This window comes from Microcoleus sp. FACHB-672, from assembly GCF_014695725.1.
GTDB lineage: Bacteria > Cyanobacteriota > Cyanobacteriia > Cyanobacteriales > Oscillatoriaceae > FACHB-68.
In genome coordinates this window covers 42,745-64,022 of the sequence record NZ_JACJOU010000022.1, presented here as the reverse complement: position 1 = coordinate 64,022, position 21,278 = coordinate 42,745, and the positions used below count along the sequence as shown (strand labels likewise).

The following is a 21,278-nucleotide window of genomic DNA, read 5'->3' as shown; positions in this document are numbered from 1 at the left end:
ACAACACAGGAGGAGGTGATTTGCCTACTTTCCTCATTTTAGAAGCCGGTTCGCAGCGCAACAGAGCTTGTGACATATTTACTGTTGGGCACAAAATGCTAATTTAGTTGCAAGCTCAGAAGTCAGGAGTCTGGAGAGTGAACAGTAACGAGTAAACAGTGAAATTAAAGATCGGCTCTACACTCTTCACGTCAAACTAGCCCCTAACCCCCGGCACCTTTAGCAATGTCCCCAACCATTGAAATTCTGATTATTCTCCTGCTAATTTTGGCAAATGGCCTCTTTGTTATGTCAGAGATGGCCATCGTCTCTTCCCGCAAAGCACGTTTGCAACAGATAGCCAACCAAGGTGATATTAAGGCCCGTACAGCGCTAGAACTGGCAAATGCCCCGAATCAGTTCTTGCCAACGGTTCAGGTGGGGATCACATTGTTGGCGATCGTCTCCGGTGCCTTCGGTGAAACCACATTTTCTAAAATACTAACGCCCCTGCTCAGTCTTGTTCCCTTCCTGAATCCATACAGAGAATTACTCGCGACTATCATTTCAGTGCTGATTATCACCTATCTGACACTGATTATTGGTGAACTCGTGCCCAAGCGATTGGCGCTGAATAACCCGGAACCGCTGGCTGCTGTAGTCGCCATTCCGATGCGGATGCTGGCTAGATTAGCTTCTCCCATTGTTTATCTGTTAAGCGCTTCGACAGATATTGTGGTGCGGATGATGGGCATTACACCCTCTACAGAGCCACAAGTGACAGAGGAAGAGATCAAAGTTTTAATTGAGCAAGGCACTGAGGCGGGAACGTTTGAGGAAGCCGAACAAGACATGGTGGAACGGGTGTTTCGCCTAGGAGATCGCCCTGTCAGTGCGCTGATGACACCGAGACCAGAAATTGTCTGGCTGAACTTGGAGGACTCGGCTGAGGCAAACCGACAAAAGATGATCAACAGCAACCATTCTCGGCTTTTAGTTTGTCAGAGCGAGCTTGACAATGTGCTGGGTGTTGTGCAAGTGACGGATTTATTATCTCGTTGTTTGGCTGGGGAACCACTCGATTTGACCATGCTGTTGCGCCGGCCTTTATTTGTCCCAGAAAGCACGCGAGGATTGAAAGTTCTAGAGTTATTCAAGCAAACGGGCACTCACATCGTACTCGTTGTGGATGAATACGGCATTATCCAGGGATTAGTGACCATTAATGACATTTTAATTGAGATTGTTGGGGATATTCCCTCTATTGATGAGTCGGATGATCCGCAAATTGTGCAACGTGAGGATGGTTCTTGGTTGCTGGATGGGATGTTATCAGTGGATGAGTTTTTTGAACTATTTGGAATTGAGGATAGTCGGGAAGAGAAGGACGAAAATTATAACACAATGGGGGGGTTTGTGATTACGCAGTTGGGGCGTATTCCCAATTCTGCTGATCATTTTGTGTGGCATAATTTACGGGTTGAAGTGGTGGATATGGATGGCAACCGGGTTGATAAGGTGCTGGTGATGCCGGTGCCGGCAGGATCGCCTGAGCGCAAAAGTGGTGGGAAAGAGTTTGGAAATTAGTGAAAGAGTTTTCTACCCACAGATTCCGCAGGTGAAACTGGAATTTGCTTTGCTCGTTATTCAAGTTCCACCTGCATCCACAGATAAACACAGATGGGTTATGGGCTGTTTTATAAGAATTTAGATTATTTTGGATTTTTGTAAGGGTTTAATGACTGAGGGAATGGGTATGTTTTGCGGTTAGTTGTTATTAGCTACTAAAATACAAGATTTGCCGACTTTTAAGGTTTTTTTGGAAGGTTTATTGAATTTATTAATATGACTTGTTTAAGTCTTTCGACTGAAGATCGTTCTCGACTGTTATCGGCAGCTTTGGAGGCGGTTAAACGGGCTTATGCTCCTTATTCTCAATTTAAGGTTGGGGCGGCGGTTCTCACGAAAAAGGGAAATTTATTTGCCGGCTGCAATGTTGAAAATGCTTCTTATGGTTTAACGATTTGCGCGGAACGGGTGGCGATTGGTTCGGCGGTTGCGGCGGAAGGTGAGGAAATGGAAATTCACGCAATTGCTGTGGTTAATCAACAAAAGGTGCCTTGCTCTCCTTGCGGTGCGTGCCGGCAAGTTATTTTTGAGTTTGGGGTAGATGCGCTTGTAATTTTTCAAGGACGGGAAAGTTTCACAGAAATGCCGGCAGCCGAGTTGTTGCCTGATGGGTTTCGATTGTGAGCGTAGTGCCGGCAAAAAAAATCATGACACCGGCAATCAGCCAAATGGCTAGCTCTCATATTTGCCAGTTTATGGCCATCTGAGCAACCAAACTCTACAAAGGGTTGGCATTCGGGGTAAGGCAGATGTTAACCTACCAGCAAGTAGTCTAGAAGATTTGCCAGCCGGCCATCTGTAGATTCTGCCAAGCTGGCTCTTACTGAACTGAAAGCTCAGTTACTTTTGTTGTACTTTTTCAGGGATGTGCGATTACTTTACGATATTTCTCAAAATTAACCGGCTGGTTGATTTGTGCAGAAACGCAAGGGCAAGGCTAACACGACTTTTTACTGCTTAAATTTTAAAACTTAGTGCCAAAAAGGAATACAGGGCAAGAGGCACTGGGACTAGAGACTGGAAAGGACAACTAGACAGCTCACATTTGGCTTAACTTTAGACAATCTATCTTGACCGGCATCCGCCCCCACACAAGAGACAGCAAACAACGAAACAATGGACAACAAAATTATCCTGCTCGTAGAAGACAACCCGGACGATCAAGTTTTAACCCTTCGTGCCCTGAGAAAAAGTAATATCGCTAATGAGGTAATTGTTGTTAATGATGGGGTTGAAGCCTTAGATTACCTCTTTAGCACTGGCAATTATGCGGGGCGAGATCCTAGCGTCATGCCACAGCTGATCTTGCTAGATTTAAAGCTGCCGAAACTGGATGGACTACAAGTGCTGCAACGCTTGCGGGCGAATAAGCGCACACAACTGCTGCCGGTGGTGGTTCTCACGACTTCGCGTGAGGAACAAGACATGATCAAGAGTTACAGCTTGGGTGCTAACAGCTACGTCCGCAAACCTGTTGATTTTACAGAATTTGCCCAAGCCGTGCAACAGTTGGGGCTGTATTGGTTGTTGCTCAACGAAGCCCCGCCGGTGCGGCTGTAAACCCTATGAGTGTGTCGTTGCGGGTTTTGATTGTAGAAGATTCGGAAAACGACGCGGTTCTGATGCTGCGCGAACTCAGACGTGGCGGTTACCAGCCTTTTGTAGAACGGGTGGAAACAGCACAGGCGATGAGCGCCGCCCTTGAGGGGCAACACTGGGATATTATTTTGGCGGATTATTCTTTACCTCACTTCAACGCCCTAGCCGCTTTGCATCTGATGCGTGACAAAGGGCTGGATCTGCCATTTATTATCGTCTCAGGCAGAATTGGCGAGGAAGTAGCGGTTGCCGCAATGAAAGCCGGTGCCCATGATTATGTGATGAAGGACAAGCTTGCCCGACTACTTCCCGCCATTGAGCGCGAGTTACGGGAGGCAGCAGGGCGACGGGAACGCCGGCAGGCAGAGGCGGCACTGAAAAACAGCGAGGCTAAAAATCGCGCCATTCTTAGCGCTATCCCGGATACCATGTTTTGCATCAGTCAAGATGGTACTTTTTTGGATTTTTTGCCGGCAGATGATTTTCAGCCGATGGTGTCCAAGTGTGACGTTTTAGGTAAAAATGTGCGGGAGATCCTGCCGGTGGAAGTAGCGAGTGCCATCACCCACTATGCGACGCAAGCGCTCTCAACCGGCGAGACGCAAATCTTTGAGTACCAGATCCCCCTCAATAACAATCTGCGCGATTACGAGGTGCGAATCGTTAATACAGAAGATGTAGAGATCGAAACCGATGGCTCGGCTTTAGCAATCGTGCGAGACATTAGCGGGCGCAAGCGGGCTGAAGCAGCACTGCAACACCTCAATGAACAGCTCGAAACCAAAGTTGAGGAACGCACCGCCGCTCTCACTCTGGTAAATGAGCAACTCCGTTATGAAATTACCGAACGCCAGCGCTTAGAAGCCGAAATTCGCTTAGCGCTAGCTAAAGAAAAAGAACTCAATTTACTTAAATCTCGTTTTGTTTACATGGTCACCCATGAATTTCGCAACCCCCTAACAGTCGTTTTAGGTTTTACAGGATTACTCGAAAATCACAGCAAACAATTGACTGAAAAGCAACAAAAAAAATATTTCGGTCGAATTAAGGAAGCGGTTAGAAGAATGACCGATTTGTTAGAGGATGTTCTAATCGTCGGGCGCTCAGATGTGGATAAACTAGCGTTTAATCCAGCACCTATAGATTTGGATAATTTTTGTTGCAATTTGGTTGAAGAAATTCAAATGGGTGCAGTCAATAACACGACAATTTCCTTTATTCGGCAAGGGGAAAGTTGCGAAGCCTGTATGGACGAGAAATTGTTACGGCATATTCTCAGTAATTTACTTTCAAATGCGCTGAAGTATTCGCCACCCAATAGCAAGGTTTATTTTAAACTCGCAGAGTGGGACGGCGAGGCAGTCTTTCACATTCAAGACCAGGGGATTGGCATTACTCCAGAAGACCAAGAACGATTGTTTGAACCTTTCTATCGCGGCCAAAATGCTAGCGAAATGCCAGGAACGGGTCTGGGTTTAGCTATTGTGAAACGAGCGACAGATTTACACAGGGGCACAATTTTAGTGACGAGCGAACCTGGAAGCGGCACAACATTTACGGTGAAGTTGCCATTAAATCTAAAAAAACCGTTATGAGTTGCCCTAATAAATTGGGTGCAAATAACTGCATTAATCTATCCATAAAATGGAAGCCTGGGAAGTCAGGATAGGGTAGGAGGTGAAACCTGTCATCACCCCATTGCCGGTTTTAAGGGTATAAAATTCAGAAAAAGATACGACTTAGGCAGATAAAATACCGAAAAATTAGCCATTATGCGCTCCCTCAAAGGTGAAGGGTGCTAGAGATATTTCTCTTCCAAGCCGGTGGACGCCAAAGTTTTATATAAAAGCAATATCTATTTTGGTAAATCAATTATAAAAATCTTTAAATTGTCATAAAGTTCCAAGATTGCTCTCTAATAAGGTTCTAAACTTAAAATCATAAGTTAAGTAGGCGGATATCGATAAACGCAACTGCTTCACCTCGTCATCATATATTTAGGATGGTGCAGCCTTGCCCGATTCCAGCGTTTCGCACTAAGCAAGCTACGGGTGTAATGATGATCACATCAAAAGCCTTTTTCCCTCTTTAGGAGGGTTGAATTTTTTCCGCCTACTTATCTATGAATTAGGTAATCATTACTTGAGGGATGGATCATGGTAGATACTGACGCGCTGCTATTGGATATGCACTCGTTCATCCCAAATGAAATGGCCATCGCTCATTCCCATCCCCTAGCCAAAAACCTGGAACTGCCGATTCCTGACCCGCGACAAGCAACGCCGGCAGAAATTCAGAAAATTCAGTTACGTGATCGCGTTCCCGGCATCGTCAAACGGATTATTCCGCTAGACGCCTTAGTTGCTTGGGAATACTGGTGGTGCGTACCCGGTCGCCTGCTACTACCTGAGGATGTGGAACTTCTGCAACGCGACCGATCCAGAGTCGAAAGCATTTTGTCAAAATTGGTGTGGCTTCTGGGGGGCTACTGCTTCACCACAGATACGTGCTGGGAGGGTGAGCAACCGATTGTTTATGATTGGCAGCAGATTTTAGCAGTTGCCGGCAAGCAAGGGTTTGAATCTTATTTGCTCGATATTGACTTTTTTACAACCGCCATTAAAGCCGATAACCGTCAGGCAGGCGTTGCCGCTGGGACGCAAACCCCGACCCACATAGCCGTTGAGCCGGCTCACTGGCATATTGAATTTTTTCAGGTGCAACCGGCAGCCGGCGGCTTTGAAATTAAGGAACCGAAACCTCTGTGCGGCTGCCAAATCTGGATGGCTAAGCCATTCATCAAGAACCTACAAACAGGAGAAACACTCACTCGCTATGATTTGTGGCTCTCAAATCCTCACAATGTTACCAATCCTCCTTGGCTGAATTAATAAGGAGTGCTGAGTAAAGGCGTTCTCACAAGGGCGAAGAAAAGGGGAATTATTGACAAGTACAAAAAAATATGAGTGGCAAACTAGCTCAACATCCGTTCTAACGTCAGTGTTGAGTTAAAAGTTTTAAGTTGGAGCATTGAGAAATGTAACAATACGGATCAACAATCTCAACGCTCTAGCATCTGTGAACTTTGATACCTCGCTGAAACCTTCGCTGATTAAAACCATTTGGCAAGACAGTCTCACTGTATTTTGGGGAGATTGGCTTGATTTGCGCGTGCGAATTGTCCAAGTTGCCGCCTCTGGTTTGGTGTCGCCGTTGATCTACATTCTCGCTTTTGGCTTGGGGCTAGGAAGCTCAATCAAGCCCGGATCAGGAATTAGTGGTAATTACAGCAGCTATTTGGAATTTATGCTACCGGGGATGGTGGCGCTGTCATCGATGGCAATCTGTTTTGGAGGCACCACGTTTTCAATTTGTGGTGACCGGCTGTTTAGCAAGACATTTGAGGAGATGTTGCTGATGCCGGTGCACCCCTTGGCGTTGCACATCGGCAAAATGATGGCGGGAATTGTGCGCGGGTTGATGACATCCGGTTCTGTGATCCTCGTGGCGATTTTGTTCACCGGCAAGGTGTGGAGTTTTCTCAACCCGCTGTTTCTTTTGTTGCTGCTGCTTAACTGTGCGGTATTTTCTGGATTGGGGGTGATTATGGGCTTAACTGTCAAGTCCCTGGAAAGTGTCGGTTTGGCAAACAATTTTTTGATTATCCCAATGTCTTTCTTAGGGGCGACATTTTTTGATCCGGCTACCCTGCCGGCGGCCATTAAAGCAATTGTCTATCTGCTGCCGTTGACTTATACCAGCATTGGCTTACGTGCTGCCGCTTATTTGCCGGCTTCCCAATTTCCCTGGTACAGCGTGCCAGTGCTGCTGGTCATTGCCATTGCCCTATCGGCTGCCGGTGCCTACCTATTCTCCCACCAGCAGGATTAACTGTAGAGCTAGGAACTAAAGCCCTACGCCACCAAAAATTCCCCCTTTTTCCCGCCCATTTTTGGTTGGCGCAGCCTTGCCCAATCCCCAATCCCCAATGCTCAATGCCCCATTCCCCATGCCCCTTTCCCCTCCACTCTGATTAATTGTTTTTTAAGAATTGTTACCCCTGCGTGATATCATTGGCAGTGGCCTGCACATCCAAACATCTTTTGGTGAACTTGCCAGACGACTCTCTCGAACCGACTTCCCTAGCGGAAGATGCTCCTCAATCTGTTTCTGTTCGATCAGAACCGGATGAATCGATGCAAGAGTTCTACCAACTCCAAAAAGAGTTATTGCTGTGGACTCTGGCACTGACAGGGATTATCTTCGTTTCTGTCTGGATTGCTTACTCGCTAAACATTGCCCTGAATTATTTGATCGGGGCGTGCACAGGTGTGGTTTACTTGAGAATGTTGGCGAAGGACGTTGAGCGCATTGGCAGAGAAAAAGAGCGTCTTAGCAAGACGCGGTTAGCAATATTCATTGGGTTGATTATAGTAGCAACTCAATGGAATCAGCTACACATATTGCCCATATTTTTGGGATTTCTGACATATAAAGCCGCGCTCATCGTTTATGTGTTGCGAACAACACTCATGCCTGACCTAAATAAGTCAGACAACCTGTGAATCCTCCAACTACTCTTTCGCCCAGTCGTATGTCCTGATGGACATTGCGCTTGGAAGACTCCTGAATCGATATGCTGGATGTTTTAAACGCCCTTTACACTCTTCCCCTCGCCAAATTGGAAGTCGGCCAGCATTTATACTGGCAAATCGGCAATCTAAAACTGCATGGACAGGTGTTTCTCACCTCCTGGTTTGTAATTGCCGTGCTAGTGATAGCTTCCCTGGCAGCCACGCGGAACGTACAGCGGATTCCCCGTGGTATGCAAAACTTTATGGAATACGCCCTGGACTTTATCAGGGATCTGGCCAAAAACCAGATTGGCGAGAAAGAGTACCGCCCTTGGGTGCCATTTATTGGCACACTGTTTCTGTTCATTTTTGTGTCAAATTGGTCGGGAGCGTTAATTCCCTGGAAGCTAATCCATTTGCCTGAAGGTGAACTGGCTGCCCCAACCAATGACATTAACACCACCGTGGCCCTGGCACTGCTGACATCTCTGGCGTATTTTTATGCCGGCTTCAGCAAGCGTGGCTTAGAATACTTTGCCAAGTATATTCAGCCAACGCCAATCCTTTTGCCCATCAACATTCTGGAAGACTTTACCAAACCCCTCTCGCTCTCGTTCCGTCTATTTGGCAACATTTTGGCGGATGAATTGGTGGTGGCGGTATTGGTGCTGCTGGTTCCCTTGTTTGTGCCATTGCCGGTCATGATTTTGGGACTTTTTACCAGTGCGATTCAGGCGTTGATTTTTGCCACTCTGGCAGCTGCCTACATTCATGAGGCAATGGAAGGGCATGGTGGTGAAGAGCATCACGAGTGAACCCTCACTTTGTTGATGAAATTGTAGATTTTGGAGACGTGGATTTTAGATCCAAAAATCTAAAATCTAAAATCTAAAATCTAAAAATTTTGATTCTGTCGTTTGTTCAGTTACTTGTACTAGAAGTCAGGAAAATTATCATGGATCCATTAGTTGCTGCTGCTTCCGTTTTGGCCGCTTCTCTAGCTGTTGGTTTAGCCGCGATCGGCCCTGGTATCGGTCAAGGTAATGCTGCAGGTCAAGCTGTGGAAGGGATTGCCCGTCAGCCCGAAGCAGAAGGAAAAATTCGTGGCACCCTGCTGTTGAGCTTGGCATTCATGGAAGCGCTCACCATTTATGGTCTAGTGGTTGCCCTGGTGCTGCTATTCGCCAACCCGTTTGCCTAAGAAAGGACTGAAGTTCTGACGCACTGAAGCAAGGGCGATCGCTCAGCGTGTGCGTACTGCTTGCGGTGAAGGGTGAAGCGTGAAATTATCTTTCATGCTTCATCTTTCACCACTCAATCTTCACCCTTTATCACTCTTTATTAACAGAGATCGGGGCCATTAAAAGCCATGACATACTGGACAATTTTATTAGCCGTTGAAACTGCTGCAGAGGAGGGAGGCGGGCTATTTGATATAGATGCCACGCTGCCTTTGATGGCTGTGCAGTTTTTACTATTGGCTGCAATTCTGAACGCAATCTTTTATAAGCCCTTGACCAAGGCAATAGATGAGCGGGAAGAGTACATCCGCAACAATCAAAAACAAGCCCGCGAACGCCTGGAAAAATCCCAGATGTTGGCCGCTCAATATGAGCAACAGCTAGGGGAATCTCGCCGGCAGTCTCAAGCAATTATTGCCCAGGCTGAAGCAGATGCCCAAAAAATGGCGGCTGAGCAAATAGCCCAAGCACAAAAACAAGCCCAGCAAGAGCGAGAAAAAGCTCAGCAAGAGATCGAACAGCAAAAACAAGAAGCTATGCGGTCTCTTGAGCAACAGGTAGACACCCTCAGTCGCCAGATCCTCGAAAAACTCCTCGGCCCTGAGTTAGTCAAATGAAGAATTAAGAATTAAGAATTAAGAATGACTTCCCAATTCTCAATTCTCAATTCTCAATTCTCCTAGCCCAGAGCTAATGAACACTGTTATGGATTGAGTATGATGGGGATTTTTTTAGTATTGGCTACAGCAGCCAGTGAAGTTCACTCGGAATTAGCGGAAGGTGGGGTCGGTCTCAATATAGACATATTAGAAACCAACCTAATAAACCTGGCGATTATTATTGGAGTGCTGTTTTACTTCGGGCGTGGTTTTTTGGGGAAGATCCTCAGCGAACGACGCGCCGGCATTGAAACAGCAATTAAGGAAGCAGAAAAGCGCCAGAAAGACGCAGCGGCAGCATTGTCCGACGCGCAGCAAAAATTAACCCAAGCCCAAGCCGAGGCAGAACGCATCCGCCGCAGCGCAGAAGAACGGGCAAAAGTGGCAAAAGAAGCCATCTTAGCTCAGGCAGTCAAAGACGTTGAGCGCCTGAAGGAAGATGCAGCCAGAGATCTAAATTCTGACCTGGATCGGGTGCTTAAGGAACTGCGCCAGCGCGTTGCAGCGCTGGCTTTGCAGCAAGTTGAGTCCCAACTCAAGTCTCAATTAAATGAGGGTACTCAGCAACAATTGATTGATCGCAGCATTACGATGCTAGGAGGGCGTTGATGAAAGGCAGTTTGGTTAGTGCTGAAATCCTCGAACCCTACGCAGAAGCTCTGATGTCGGCGGCTAAATCGCAAAATATCACAGAGCAAATCGGTGAAGATGTGCGTTCCCTGCTGAGTGCTCTGGATAATTCCGAGGAATTGCGCCAGTTTTTGGGCAATCCCTTCGTTAAAGAAGCGGACAAAAAAGCAGTTCTAGGACAAATTGCCGGCGAGGGAGTTCACCCCTTCACCCGCAATTTTTTAATGCTGCTTGTAGATAGACGTCGCATCTTGTTCTTAGAAGGTATCGCTCAACAGTACCTGACACTTCTGCGCGAACTCAATCAAACCGTTTTAGCTGAAGTCATCTCAGCAGTAGAACTAACAGAAGCGCAGCAGCAAGCAGTCCGTGAAAAGGTACAAGCAATGACCAGCGCACGAGCTGTTGAACTGAGTACCAAAATAGACCCCGACTTGATTGGCGGAGTCATAATTAAAGTGGGATCGCAAGTCGTTGACGCTAGTTTGCGAGGACAGCTGCGCCGTATTGGTATCCGCCTCAGCAGTGCGGCTTAGTCATTTGTTAAACGTTCTTTGTTTGTTGGCAATGACAAAGGACAATTGACGGCCAAGAACTGACACCTAACACCTGACACCTGACAAGTAACAACAATGGTAAGTATTAGACCTGACGAAATCAGCAATATTATTCGGCAACAAATTGAGCAGTACGACCAAGACGTTAAAGTTTCAAACGTCGGAACCGTGCTGCAAGTTGGCGACGGCATCGCCCGGATTTATGGCTTGGAACAAGCAATGGCCGGCGAACTGCTCGAATTTGAAGATGGCACCATTGGCATCGCCCTGAACCTCGAAGAAGATAACGTGGGCGCAGTGCTCATGGGTGAAGGCCGCGATATTCAAGAAGGCTCCTCCGTTACCTCCACCGGCAGAATTGCTGAGGTGCCGGTCGGTGATGCGCTTGTGGGTCGCGTTGTGGACGCTTTAGGCCGTGCTATCGACGGCAAAGGCGAAATCAACACCGGCGAAACTCGTTTGATTGAATCACCGGCACCCGGTATTATCGAACGCCGCTCAGTGTATGAACCGCTGCAAACCGGCATCACCGCCATCGACTCCATGATTCCCATCGGACGTGGCCAGCGCGAGCTGATCATTGGCGACCGGCAAACCGGCAAGACCTCAATCGCCATTGACACCATCATCAACCAAAAAGGCGAAAACGTAATCTGCGTTTACGTCGCGATTGGCCAAAAAGCCTCAACCGTGGCGAACATCGTCAACGTTCTCCAAGAAAAAGGCGCGATGGAGTATACCATCGTTGTTGCTGCAAACGCAAGTGACCCCGCAACATTGCAATACCTCGCTCCCTACACCGGCGCGAGTATGGCGGAATACTTCATGTATAAAGGCAAGCACACCTTGGTAGTCTACGATGACCTTTCCAAGCAAGCTCAAGCTTACCGCCAAATGTCCTTGTTGCTGCGCCGGCCACCGGGACGGGAAGCCTATCCTGGGGACGTGTTCTACCTCCACTCTCGTTTGCTAGAACGCGCCGCAAAGCTGAGCAACGAATTGGGTGAAGGCAGCATGACCGCCCTACCTATCATCGAAACCCAAGCCGGTGACGTATCTGCCTACATCCCGACCAACGTGATTTCGATTACGGATGGCCAGATTTTCCTTTCTTCCAACTTGTTTAACTCTGGTCTGAGACCGGCAGTCAACCCCGGTATCTCTGTGTCCCGTGTGGGTTCCGCCGCTCAAACCAAGGCAATGAAACAAGTTGCCGGTAAAGTGAAACTGGAACTGGCTCAGTATGACGACTTGGCAGCCTTCGCTCAGTTCGCCTCCGACTTGGATCAGACCACTCAGAACCAACTGGCACGGGGTGAGCGCTTACGTGAACTGCTGAAACAGTCTCAATATTCTCCACTGCCGGTGAACGAGCAAGTGGCGATTATCTATGCCGGTATTAATGGCCTAATGGATGATATCCCAGTTAACAAAATCACCAGCTTTACGAAAGGTTTGCGCGAATATTTACGCACCAGCAAGCCCAAGTACGCTGAATTGATTAAGACTGAGAAGAAGCTGGGTGATGAGGCAGAAAAGGTCCTGAAAGAAGCAGTCGCTGAATTCAAGCAATCCTTCAAAGCAATGGCGTAAAAAGTGCTGGGTGCTGAGTGCTGAATTTTGAGTAAAAAGCAACGCCAAAACTCAAGATTCAGCACTCAAGCCTTCAAGGCAATGGCATAAAAAGTGCTGAGTGCTGGGTGCTGAGTGCTGAGTAAAATAGCAATGCCCAAAACTCAGAACTCTCCAACTCAGGACTCAGGACTTAAGAAACACTCAAGACTCAAGATTATGGCAAATCTAAAAGCGATTCGTGACCGTATCCAGTCGGTTAAAAATACCAAAAAGATTACAGAAGCCATGCGCCTTGTGGCCGCCGCTAAAGTACGTCGCGCCCAAGAACAGGTGATTGGAACTCGCCCCTTTGCAGATCGCTTAGTGCGAGTGCTTTACGGCTTACAAGCCCGGTTGCGGTTTGAAGATGCCGACCTCCCCTTGCTGAGGCAGCGGGAAGTCAAGTCAGTCGGGTTGCTCGTCATTTCTGGTGATCGCGGGTTGTGTGGCGGCTACAACAACAACATCATCAAGCAGGCTGAAAACCGGGCCAAGCAACTGAAAGCTCAAGGTGTGGACTACAGATTTGTCCTGGTGGGGCGTAAAGCCACGCAGTATTTCCAACGGCGCAATCAGCCGATTGATGCGACTTACACCGGCTTAGAACAAATTCCCACCGCAGATGAAGCTTCTCAGATTGCGGATCAACTGCTATCGCTGTTCTTGTCTGAAACAGTGGATCGGGTGGAGTTGATTTACACCAAGTTTGTTTCGCTGATCAGTTCCAGGCCGGTTGTTCAAACGCTCTTGCCGCTGACTTCTCAAGGTTTGGAAGTCAGAGATGATGAAATTTTCCGCCTCACTTCTCAAGGCGGAGAATTCCAAGTTCAGCGCGAGACAGTGACTGCGCCGGCGATGAAGAGTCTGCCGAGAGATATGCTATTTGAGCAAGATCCGGTGCAAATTCTTGACGCCTTGTTGCCGCTGTATCTGAGTAACCAGCTACTGCGGGCACTCCAAGAGTCTGCGGCTAGCGAACTGGCGGCGCGGATGACGGCAATGAGCAGCGCCAGTGACAACGCGAAAGAGTTGATTGGCAGCCTGACACTGTCTTACAACAAAGCGCGGCAGGCAGCAATTACGCAAGAAATTCTGGAAGTTGTGGGCGGCGCTGAGGCACTCAACGGTTAGGTTTTGTATTGACAATTTATCACTTTTATGCGCTTGAGCTTCACTCAGGCGCTTTTTTTGTCGTTTTCCCAAAAAATTCCTCCAAAAGAAGCCAAACCTTTTTGATGTCTTGAAGAAGCATTCAAAATGATGTGACAAGCAGCAGAATGAATTCTATAAGTGCGGCCTTGTTCAAACACCTTTTTGTTATCATCAAGTTAACTTGTCCATTGTGAGTTCTAATCGGGCAGGTAATACAGCAATCCAAGATTTTCCTATTCAGGCATTAAGATGAGTTCACCACTTCTGGAGAAACAAGCCGGTTTGCCACCTCAAGAAGGCTGTGTAACCTTACACGGAGTCAGTTGGGAGCAGTTTGAAGCCATAGAATCAGCCTTGGAGGGAATTGTCGGCACCCGACTAATTTATCTCGATGGAACATTGGATATTATGGCTCCGCTTTCACCTGAACATGAAGATTTTAAGAGTACGATTGGCTTACTGCTAGAAACTTATTTTCGCGTGAAGGGCATCAGATTTTATACTCGCGGAAGCGCGACTTTAGGAAGCAAGGAATTAGGGGGAAGAAAAGAGCCTGACGAGTCCTACAATCTAGAAACAAAAAAACCTGTTCCCGATATTGTTATTGAGGTGGTTATTACCAGCGGCGGTGTGAATGTGCTGGAAAATTATAAGCGAGTCTATGTTCCTGAAGTGTGGTTTTGGCAAAATGGAAAGCTTGAGGTTTATCATTTGGCTGAACAGGAGTATGAGCTGTGCGAACGCAGTATTTTGCTACCAGCACTAGACTTGAATCTATTAGTTCAGTATGTTAATTATTCAGATCAATATGACGCGGTGAGCGAATTTCAAAAGGCGATTAGCAATCAAAATACTGGCTCTTAAGCGCCAAAGCTATTTCATATTTTTATTTCTCTACAATTACCCGCACATTGGCTATTCTACGCGCCCGTAACGCGCCACAACCGGCTCACCGGCACCCTGTTGACTGCACAACCAAGCCCACATCTGATCGCCACAGGAAAAGTGCCACCATTCATTGGGATGACGTTGAAAACCGGCTGAACTAATCACTTCTGCTAAGAGCTGCCGATGTGCGTGATGTTGTATTTCCCCCGGCTCTGTGCTGCCGGCAAAATGATCGGGATAAGATCGCGGCGAAATTTCATCAATCGGAGAACCCATATCCACAGGTGAGCCAGTGGCATCTACCAATGTCACATCCACCGCAGCGCCGGTGCTATGGGGTGGCGGCGTTTCTGGGTTGAGGCTAGGCGCTGCCCAAAATTGATACACCTGCTCTAAAAAGGCTTGTCGCTGAGTTTCTGTTAAATCTGCCGCCGTCAAATTGTGGAGCGAGACGAGTTCGGCAAAGGTGAAGTCTACCATAAATTTCTGCACTGAAATGGGCCGGTAGGCATCGAAGATTTGGATGCGCCAACCAGGATGTCGGTGTTGTAATTCGGTTTGAGCGTTTATTAAGCCGGTTAAAACACCTTGACGCACATAAAACGGTGATTTTGTTCCATAAGGTGCACCCAAGGCTTGGTATGGATGAGGCGCAACAACTGCAAAGCAATCCAGAGGAATTGCCACCAGAGGCTCGTCGCACTCCTGAATCGGCATTTTTTGATAAGGTTTCACTGACTTACTCTTGATATTTTTTATTCTCAGCCGGCAATTATATAGATATTTAAATTCTGCGGCTATATTTACAACTAGCTGATCCTCAGGCTGCTTCTAAATATAGAGGTGCACTTGCTAGAAACAATTTATATGGGAATTTACGGACTCGTTTTCTCCGGGAATTTACACAAGCGGTACTCCTTAGATTTTCGGTGGTTAAACTTATTAAAATCACTTTAGAATTGTAGCTTAAAGGTAAAGCAACTGCATTTCAATGATGAGCTTGCCGACTGCTACCTATCACGTTCAACCCGATGAAATTTCTGGCACTATTTCCTATAGCAATTTCTTTCAAATAAGTACATCTACCATCCCCACCCCATAACCTCAGCATAACCTTAGCAACCGTAAAGACTAACATGATCAAATCCCTGTCAGGATACCAACTCATCGAAGCGATTCATGAAGGCGTCAGTACCATCATTTATCGTGGAGCTAGGGAGCCAGAATTAACCTCAGTGATCATTAAAACCCTGAAAGCTGAGTATCCCTCTTTAGAAGCGCTTACCCGCTTGAGGCATGAGTATAAGATCCTTGAACCTCTGAATATCGAAGGAATTGTCAAACCCTATAGTTTGGAGAACTATCAAAACGGTTTGGCACTCATTTTAGAAGATTTTAGCGGGGCATCACTCAAAAATTTGCTAGCCAGTCAAAAAATTCAATTAAGAGATTTTTTAAAAATTGCAATTCAGTTAGCATTAATATTAGAAAAATTACATAAAAATCATATTATTCATAAAGATATTAAACCTCATAATATTATTATAAACAAGCAGCTTGGCCAAGTAAAAATTATCGATTTTAGTATTGCCACCCGCCTTTCGGCAGAAAGTCCTCAACTGAGCAATCCCAGTTTTTTGGAAGGGACACTTGCCTATATGTCTCCAGAGCAAACCGGCAGAATGAATCGGTCGATTGACTACCGCACCGACTTTTATTCTCTAGGGGTTACTTTTTATGAAATTCTTGCCGGCAGGCTACCCTTTCAATCAACCGATCCTCTGGAATTAGTCCACTGCCATATTGCTAAAATGCCGGTGTCCCCTCATCAGCTCAATTCAGAAATTCCCAAAGCAGTTTCTGACATCGTGATGAAATTACTCGCCAAAACCGCTGAAGATCGCTATCAAACTGCTTTAGGATTAAAAGCGGATTTAGAAGCCTGTTTTATTCAGTTAGAAACTACCGGCACCATAGGAAACTTCATAGTCGGTGAGCGAGATAAATCCGGTCAATTTCTCATTCCCCAAAAACTTTATGGACGTGATGCCGAAGTTGCCATACTGATGAATGCTTTTGTGCGCGTAGCCTGTCCGCAGGATAACCGAGTCGGGGCGAATGTAGTAGAAAAATTTATTGAAGAACAAGTAACTTTTTCTCCAGATTCGCCCGCACAAGGCAAAAGTGAAATGATGCTAGTTGCCGGCTATTCAGGGATTGGCAAGTCGGCTTTAGTCAATGAAATACATAAACCCATTGTTGCGGCACGGGGATATTTTATTGCCGGCAAGTTTGATCAGTACAAGCGAAATATCCCTTATGCTTCACTCATTCAAGCCTTCCAGTCATTAATGCGGCAACTGCTAACAGAAAGCAGCGAACAAATAGAAGCTTGGAAACAAAAACTTTTAGAGGCTTTTGGCCCCAACGGTCAGGTGATTATCGATGTAATTCCCGAAGTTGAACTGATTGTTGGAAAACAACAGCCGGTGCCGCAATTAGGTGCTGCTGAAGCTCAAAATCGGTTTAATCGAGTCTTTCAACAATTCATTCATGTTTTCACAAAAAAAGAACACCCACTGGTTTTATTTCTGGATGACTTGCAGTGGGCGGATTTGGCCTCCCTAAAGTTAATTGAACTACTGATCACAGAGCCAGAAAGCCAATATTTATTACTCATTGGTGCGTATCGAGATAATGAAGTCAGCGCAACCCATCCTTTCATGATAACTTTAGAGGAAATTCAAAAAGCCGGAGCTATTGTCAATACGATTACCCTGGGTTCCTTAAAGTTAGATCATGTGACTCATTTAATCGCAGAGACAACGAGTTGCTCCACCGAAAAAGCAAAATCTTTAGCTGACCTGGTGCTAGAAAAAACAGGGGGAAATCCTTTTTTCTTGACTCAGTTACTTAAGTCTCTGCATTCAGAAAATCTGTTAGCTTACGATATTGTTGCCGATTCTTGGCATTGGGAAATTGAGCAAATTCAAGCCGTAGGAATCACCGAAAATGTCGTTGAATTAATGATCAGCCAAATTCAAAAACTGCCAGATGCAACGCAGAACGTCTTAAAGCTGGCTGCTTGTATTGGAAATCAGTTTAATTTAGAGATTCTGGCGATTGTAAATGAAAAGCCGGCCATCGCTACCGCTGGGGAACTGTGGCCGGCACTTCAGCGCGGTTTAATTTTACCTTTGAATTCCGACTATAAAATTCCCCTTGCGTTTGATCCAGATGATCTCAATAACGCAGTCAGAGAGATACAGGTTGACTATAAGTTTTTACACGACCGAGTTCAGCAAGCGGCTTATGCTTTAATTCCTGCTGACCATAAAAAAGAAGTACACCTGAAAGTCGGTCAGTTGTTGCTGCAAAATATGGGGCGCGAAACCCTGGCTGAAAATCTTTTTGATATTGTTAACCATTTGAATATAGGTGTTAATTTAATTACTGAGCAAAAGCAAAAAGATGAACTCGCCGCACTCAATCTTACCTCAGGCCGGCGTGCCAAGGCGGCAACCGCTTATGAAGCTGCACTCAGATATTTAAATGTAGCAATAGGACTGCTGGCAATTGACTCCTGGCAAAGTCAGTATGACTTAACACTTGCACTCTATGTCGAAGCCGTGGAAGTGCAGTATTTAAACACTAACTTTGAGCCGGCAGAAACACTGGCTGAGGTCGTCTTAAAACAAGCTAACACCCTGCTTGAGCGGATGAAGGTGTACGAGCTAAAAATCCAGATGTATACAGCTCAACTTCAGATGGCAAAAGCCGTCGATACCGGGCTGCAAGCTCTGGAAATGATTGGCGTTTCGCTATCCAACGTGCTTGGCAACGGGAGCGAGAAGGTGACGTTACCTCGACTTGAGGACTTGGAAGACATTCCAGAAATGACTGATGCCTATAAACTGGCGGCAATGCGGCTGCTTATGGCTCTCACTGCTCCTGCTTATCAAGCCAAGCCCGATATTTTTCCCCTAATTATCTTCACACAGGTCAATCTTTGTATTGAACACGGTCATTCACCTCTAGCCGCTTTTACATATAGTTGGTATGGCCTTGTGCTGTGTGGTGCGCTGGGAGATATAGAGTCTGGATATCATGCTGGGTTGCTGGCTCTGAAGCTGTTGGATAAATTCGATGCCAGAGAACTGAAATGCACAGTAATTAATATGTTTAACGTGTTTATCAGACCCTGGAAAAGGCATATCAGGGAAACAATGATTCCATTAATGGAAGGGCTTCAAAGTGGGCTTGAAGTTGGAGATTTAGTCTATGCTAGCTTTTGTGCTTCTAATTATTGTGCTTACATCTTTACAATTGAGGAAAAACTAGAGTCTATAGCTCAGAAGCAAGTGCCTTTCATAGATTTATTGCCTAAGCTAAAAAACACGCATTCTTTTTACTATGCCAGTATTTGGAGACAACTGACTTTAAATTTATTAGGATTAGCGGTAGATAAGTATCGTTTGATTGGTGAAAGTTTTGATGAACAAGCCATCTTGCCAAAATTGTACGCCAGTAACGATCATTTTTCACTTTTCAACACTTATACAGCCAAAACAATTCTCCTATATTTAGCAAAAGAGTCTGCTGAAGCTATTGTTACCGCTTCGCTTGCAGAAGAAAATGCCAAATCGGCTATAGGGTTGGTGTATATTGCCACCCATAAGTTTTACTATTCTTTGGCTCTCCTGGCTGAGTATGCTCATGCCAAAACCGACAAACAACAGCAATATATGACTCTGGTGGAGTCGAACCAAGAAAAAATGAAGAAATGGGCGGATCATTGCCCGTCAAACTTTCAGCATAAATACGAGCTAGTGGAGGCAGAGAAGGCGCGAGTTTTGGGGGAACATTGGGAAGCGGCAGAGTATTATGATCGAGCGAGCGCAGGAGCAAGAGAACAAGGTTACATCCAGGAAGAAGCACTCGCTTATGAACTAGCCGCAGAATTTTATCTAACAAAAGGAAGAGAAGAAATTGCTCAGATGTATTTGACAAAAGCACATTATGGTTATATTAACTGGGGAGCAAAAGCCAAGATCAAAGACTTAGAAGAAAGATATCCGCAGTTACTTTCTTTAAGGCAGAAGCGAGAGATTGCAGATGAGCCGGCGCAAAATTTAACGTCCTTACACAAAACAACCGTCTCGACCACTGGCGGGAGTTCAGCAGCGATGGATTTAGCCACCGTCATCAAAGCAACTCAAGCCATTTCCGGCGAAATCCTTTTAAGCCATTTGATAGAGAAATTAATGCAAATTGTCATGGAAAATGCCGGCGCTCAAGTGAGCTATCTTATCTTAGAAAAAAGTGGGACGCTAGTGATAGAAGCCAGCGCCACAGTTGAGCAAGATGAGACAGTATTGGGTGTTAATACTCCAGTTACAACTAGTCGTAATTTACCTTTGTCTGTCATAAATTATGTAGAGCGAACGAAAGAAAGCGTCGTTTTAAATGATGCCGCTTGTGAGGGACTCTTTACAACAGATTCGTATATCGCAAAGAAGCAACCCAAGTCAATCTTATGTGCGCCTATCATTAATCAAGGCAAACTCACCGGCATTCTTTACTTAGAAAATAATTTGATCGCCGGCGCATTTACTCCAGACAGGCTAGAACTTCTAAAACTTCTATCTTCCCAAGTCGCGATTTCGCTGGAAAATGCTCGTCTTTATGGAAATTTGTCTGATGCTACTGACAGCCTCAAAGCAGCGAATGAGCAATTAGAAGATTACAGCCGAACGCTGGAGTTGAGAGTTGAAGAACGCACGGTGGAATTACAGAAAAAAAATGTGCGCCTTAAAGAACAGGCGAAACAATTAAAACTGACCTTGCAAGAACTCCAAACCACTCAAACTCAACTGATTCAAACCGAAAAAATGTCTTCACTCGGTCAGTTAGTTGCTGGCGTAGCTCACGAAATTAACAACCCGGTTAACTTTATCTATGGCAATTTGGTTCACGCCAACGAGTACGCCCAAAACTTGCTGCAACTGATTGAAGTTTACCAGGAAGAATATCCCAATCCCACACCTAGAGTTGCAGAGGAAATAGAGGCGACTGAACTAGAATTTTTAAGGGAAGACTTACCCAAACTGCTATCTTCTATGAAAATGGGAGCTGATCGTATCCGAGAAATTGTTTACTCGCTCCGCAACTTCTCGCGTTTGGATGAAGCCGAAATGAAGCCGGTTGATATTCACGACGGGATTAATAATACCCTGCTGATTTTACAACATCGGCTCAAAGACAAAGGCGGACATGGCGCGATTCAAGTAATTAAAGAATATGGCAAGCTGCCCCTAATAGAGTGTTACGCCGGCCAGTTAAATCAAGTATTTATGAATATCATCACCAATGCTATTGACATACTTGATGAGCCAGGTGTGATCGAAAGTTTTTCATCCCAAGAATGCAGTGAAAAAAGAACAATTCGGATTCAGACAGAATCAGTCGAAAACAACTGTGTTGTGATCCGAATTACAGACAATGGGCCAGGAATGACCGAAGCAATTCGCCGGCGTTTATTTGACCCTTTCTTCACCACAAAACCCGTCGGTGCCGGCACAGGGTTAGGATTATCAATTAGCTATCAAATTGTCGTGGAAAAGCACGGAGGTCAGTTAACCTGCAATTCAGCACCCGGAGAGGGTGCCGAGTTCATGATTACAATTCCAGTTGTGCAGTCTTCTCAAACGGTGGTTGCACTTTAGCGCATCTCAATGCCCCACATTCAGAACAATC

At 45.9% G+C, this 21,278-nt stretch carries 17 protein-coding genes; 16 read left to right on the top strand and 1 reads right to left on the bottom strand.

The genetic code is table 11. The features are described from left to right. The first annotated feature begins 225 nt into the window (after positions 1-225). From H6F56_RS17980 to H6F56_RS17910, 15 genes are all read left to right on the top strand, one after another. Positions 226-1,566 (top strand): hemolysin family protein, encoded by a 1,341-nt coding sequence (locus H6F56_RS17980; RefSeq protein ID WP_190670873.1) that lies wholly within the window; start codon positions 226-228, stop codon positions 1,564-1,566. Positions 1,567-1,824: 258 nt separating this feature from the next. Next, positions 1,825-2,232, top strand: a complete 408-nt coding sequence (gene cdd, locus H6F56_RS17975) for a cytidine deaminase (protein WP_190670871.1) — start codon at positions 1,825-1,827, stop codon at positions 2,230-2,232. A 492-nt stretch (positions 2,233-2,724) separates the two neighbouring features. After that, positions 2,725-3,168 (top strand): response regulator, encoded by a 444-nt coding sequence (locus H6F56_RS17970; RefSeq protein WP_190670868.1) that lies wholly within the window; start codon positions 2,725-2,727, stop codon positions 3,166-3,168. A 5-nt stretch (positions 3,169-3,173) separates the two neighbouring features. Then, complete coding sequence (locus H6F56_RS17965; protein ID WP_190670866.1) at positions 3,174-4,802, top strand: sensor histidine kinase; 1,629 nt, start codon at positions 3,174-3,176, stop codon at positions 4,800-4,802. A 561-nt stretch (positions 4,803-5,363) separates the two neighbouring features. Then, entirely contained in the window at positions 5,364-6,098 is a 735-nt protein-coding gene (locus H6F56_RS17960; RefSeq protein WP_199313027.1) for a hypothetical protein, read from the top strand. A gap of 187 nt (positions 6,099-6,285) precedes the next feature. Then, complete coding sequence (locus H6F56_RS17955; protein WP_309236568.1) at positions 6,286-7,098, top strand: ABC transporter permease; 813 nt, start codon at positions 6,286-6,288, stop codon at positions 7,096-7,098. A 215-nt stretch (positions 7,099-7,313) separates the two neighbouring features. After that, positions 7,314-7,772: an ATP synthase subunit I gene (locus H6F56_RS17950; RefSeq protein ID WP_309236571.1), complete on the top strand. Its 459-nt coding sequence runs from the start codon at positions 7,314-7,316 to the stop codon at positions 7,770-7,772. 65 nt (positions 7,773-7,837) lie between these two features. Then, positions 7,838-8,596: a F0F1 ATP synthase subunit A gene (gene atpB, locus H6F56_RS17945; RefSeq protein WP_190671194.1), complete on the top strand. Its 759-nt coding sequence runs from the start codon at positions 7,838-7,840 to the stop codon at positions 8,594-8,596. A 140-nt stretch (positions 8,597-8,736) separates the two neighbouring features. Continuing rightward, entirely contained in the window at positions 8,737-8,982 is a 246-nt protein-coding gene (atpE, locus tag H6F56_RS17940) for an ATP synthase F0 subunit C (protein ID WP_190670864.1), read from the top strand. A gap of 168 nt (positions 8,983-9,150) precedes the next feature. Continuing rightward, a complete protein-coding gene (locus tag H6F56_RS17935) occupies positions 9,151-9,639 on the top strand; it encodes a F0F1 ATP synthase subunit B' (RefSeq protein WP_190670862.1) in 489 nt (162 codons plus the stop codon). Positions 9,640-9,741: 102 nt separating this feature from the next. Next, positions 9,742-10,290 (top strand): F0F1 ATP synthase subunit B, encoded by a 549-nt coding sequence (locus tag H6F56_RS17930; RefSeq protein WP_190671191.1) that lies wholly within the window; start codon positions 9,742-9,744, stop codon positions 10,288-10,290. Next, positions 10,290-10,847 (top strand): ATP synthase F1 subunit delta, encoded by a 558-nt coding sequence (gene atpH / locus H6F56_RS17925; protein WP_190670860.1) that lies wholly within the window; start codon positions 10,290-10,292, stop codon positions 10,845-10,847. Before H6F56_RS17930 ends, atpH begins: the two co-directional genes overlap by 1 nt. 96 nt (positions 10,848-10,943) lie before the next feature. Continuing rightward, positions 10,944-12,461, top strand: coding sequence for a F0F1 ATP synthase subunit alpha (gene atpA, locus H6F56_RS17920; RefSeq protein ID WP_190670859.1), 1,518 nt, complete (start codon positions 10,944-10,946; stop codon positions 12,459-12,461). A 198-nt stretch (positions 12,462-12,659) separates the two neighbouring features. Continuing rightward, positions 12,660-13,613: a F0F1 ATP synthase subunit gamma gene (locus H6F56_RS17915; RefSeq protein ID WP_190670857.1), complete on the top strand. Its 954-nt coding sequence runs from the start codon at positions 12,660-12,662 to the stop codon at positions 13,611-13,613. Between the two features lie 270 nt (positions 13,614-13,883). Continuing rightward, positions 13,884-14,498 carry a Uma2 family endonuclease gene (locus H6F56_RS17910; RefSeq protein ID WP_190670855.1) on the top strand — a complete coding sequence of 205 codons (615 nt, stop codon included), beginning with the start codon at positions 13,884-13,886 and terminating at the stop codon, positions 14,496-14,498. 51 nt (positions 14,499-14,549) lie between these two features. On the opposite strand, the gene H6F56_RS17905 is transcribed toward H6F56_RS17910, so the two are convergent. Next, positions 14,550-15,257, bottom strand: a complete 708-nt coding sequence (locus H6F56_RS17905) for a M15 family metallopeptidase (RefSeq protein WP_309236567.1) — start codon at positions 15,255-15,257, stop codon at positions 14,550-14,552. Positions 15,258-15,658: 401 nt separating this feature from the next. Here H6F56_RS17905 and H6F56_RS17900 point away from each other — a divergent pair, with 401 nt between their 5' ends. Beyond that, positions 15,659-21,247 carry an ATP-binding sensor histidine kinase gene (locus tag H6F56_RS17900; RefSeq protein ID WP_190670853.1) on the top strand — a complete coding sequence of 1,863 codons (5,589 nt, stop codon included), beginning with the start codon at positions 15,659-15,661 and terminating at the stop codon, positions 21,245-21,247. Positions 21,248-21,278 lie beyond the last annotated feature (31 nt).

Excerpts from the sequence above, each read along its gene's own strand:
- H6F56_RS17980 (WP_190670873.1), top strand. The coding sequence starts at position 226 with ATGTCCCCAACCATTGAAATTCTGATTATTCTCCTGCTAATTTTGGCA.
- cdd (WP_190670871.1), top strand. The coding sequence starts at position 1,825 with ATGACTTGTTTAAGTCTTTCGACTGAAGATCGTTCTCGACTGTTATCG.
- H6F56_RS17970 (WP_190670868.1), top strand. The coding sequence starts at position 2,725 with ATGGACAACAAAATTATCCTGCTCGTAGAAGACAACCCGGACGATCAA.
- H6F56_RS17965 (WP_190670866.1), top strand. The coding sequence starts at position 3,174 with ATGAGTGTGTCGTTGCGGGTTTTGATTGTAGAAGATTCGGAAAACGAC.
- H6F56_RS17960 (WP_199313027.1), top strand. The coding sequence starts at position 5,364 with ATGGTAGATACTGACGCGCTGCTATTGGATATGCACTCGTTCATCCCA.
- atpE (WP_190670864.1), top strand. The coding sequence starts at position 8,737 with ATGGATCCATTAGTTGCTGCTGCTTCCGTTTTGGCCGCTTCTCTAGCT.
- H6F56_RS17935 (WP_190670862.1), top strand. The coding sequence starts at position 9,151 with ATGACATACTGGACAATTTTATTAGCCGTTGAAACTGCTGCAGAGGAG.
- H6F56_RS17930 (WP_190671191.1), top strand. The coding sequence starts at position 9,742 with ATGGGGATTTTTTTAGTATTGGCTACAGCAGCCAGTGAAGTTCACTCG.
- atpH (WP_190670860.1), top strand. The coding sequence starts at position 10,290 with ATGAAAGGCAGTTTGGTTAGTGCTGAAATCCTCGAACCCTACGCAGAA.
- atpA (WP_190670859.1), top strand. The coding sequence starts at position 10,944 with ATGGTAAGTATTAGACCTGACGAAATCAGCAATATTATTCGGCAACAA.
- H6F56_RS17915 (WP_190670857.1), top strand. The coding sequence starts at position 12,660 with ATGGCAAATCTAAAAGCGATTCGTGACCGTATCCAGTCGGTTAAAAAT.
- H6F56_RS17910 (WP_190670855.1), top strand. The coding sequence starts at position 13,884 with ATGAGTTCACCACTTCTGGAGAAACAAGCCGGTTTGCCACCTCAAGAA.
- H6F56_RS17900 (WP_190670853.1), top strand. The coding sequence starts at position 15,659 with ATGATCAAATCCCTGTCAGGATACCAACTCATCGAAGCGATTCATGAA.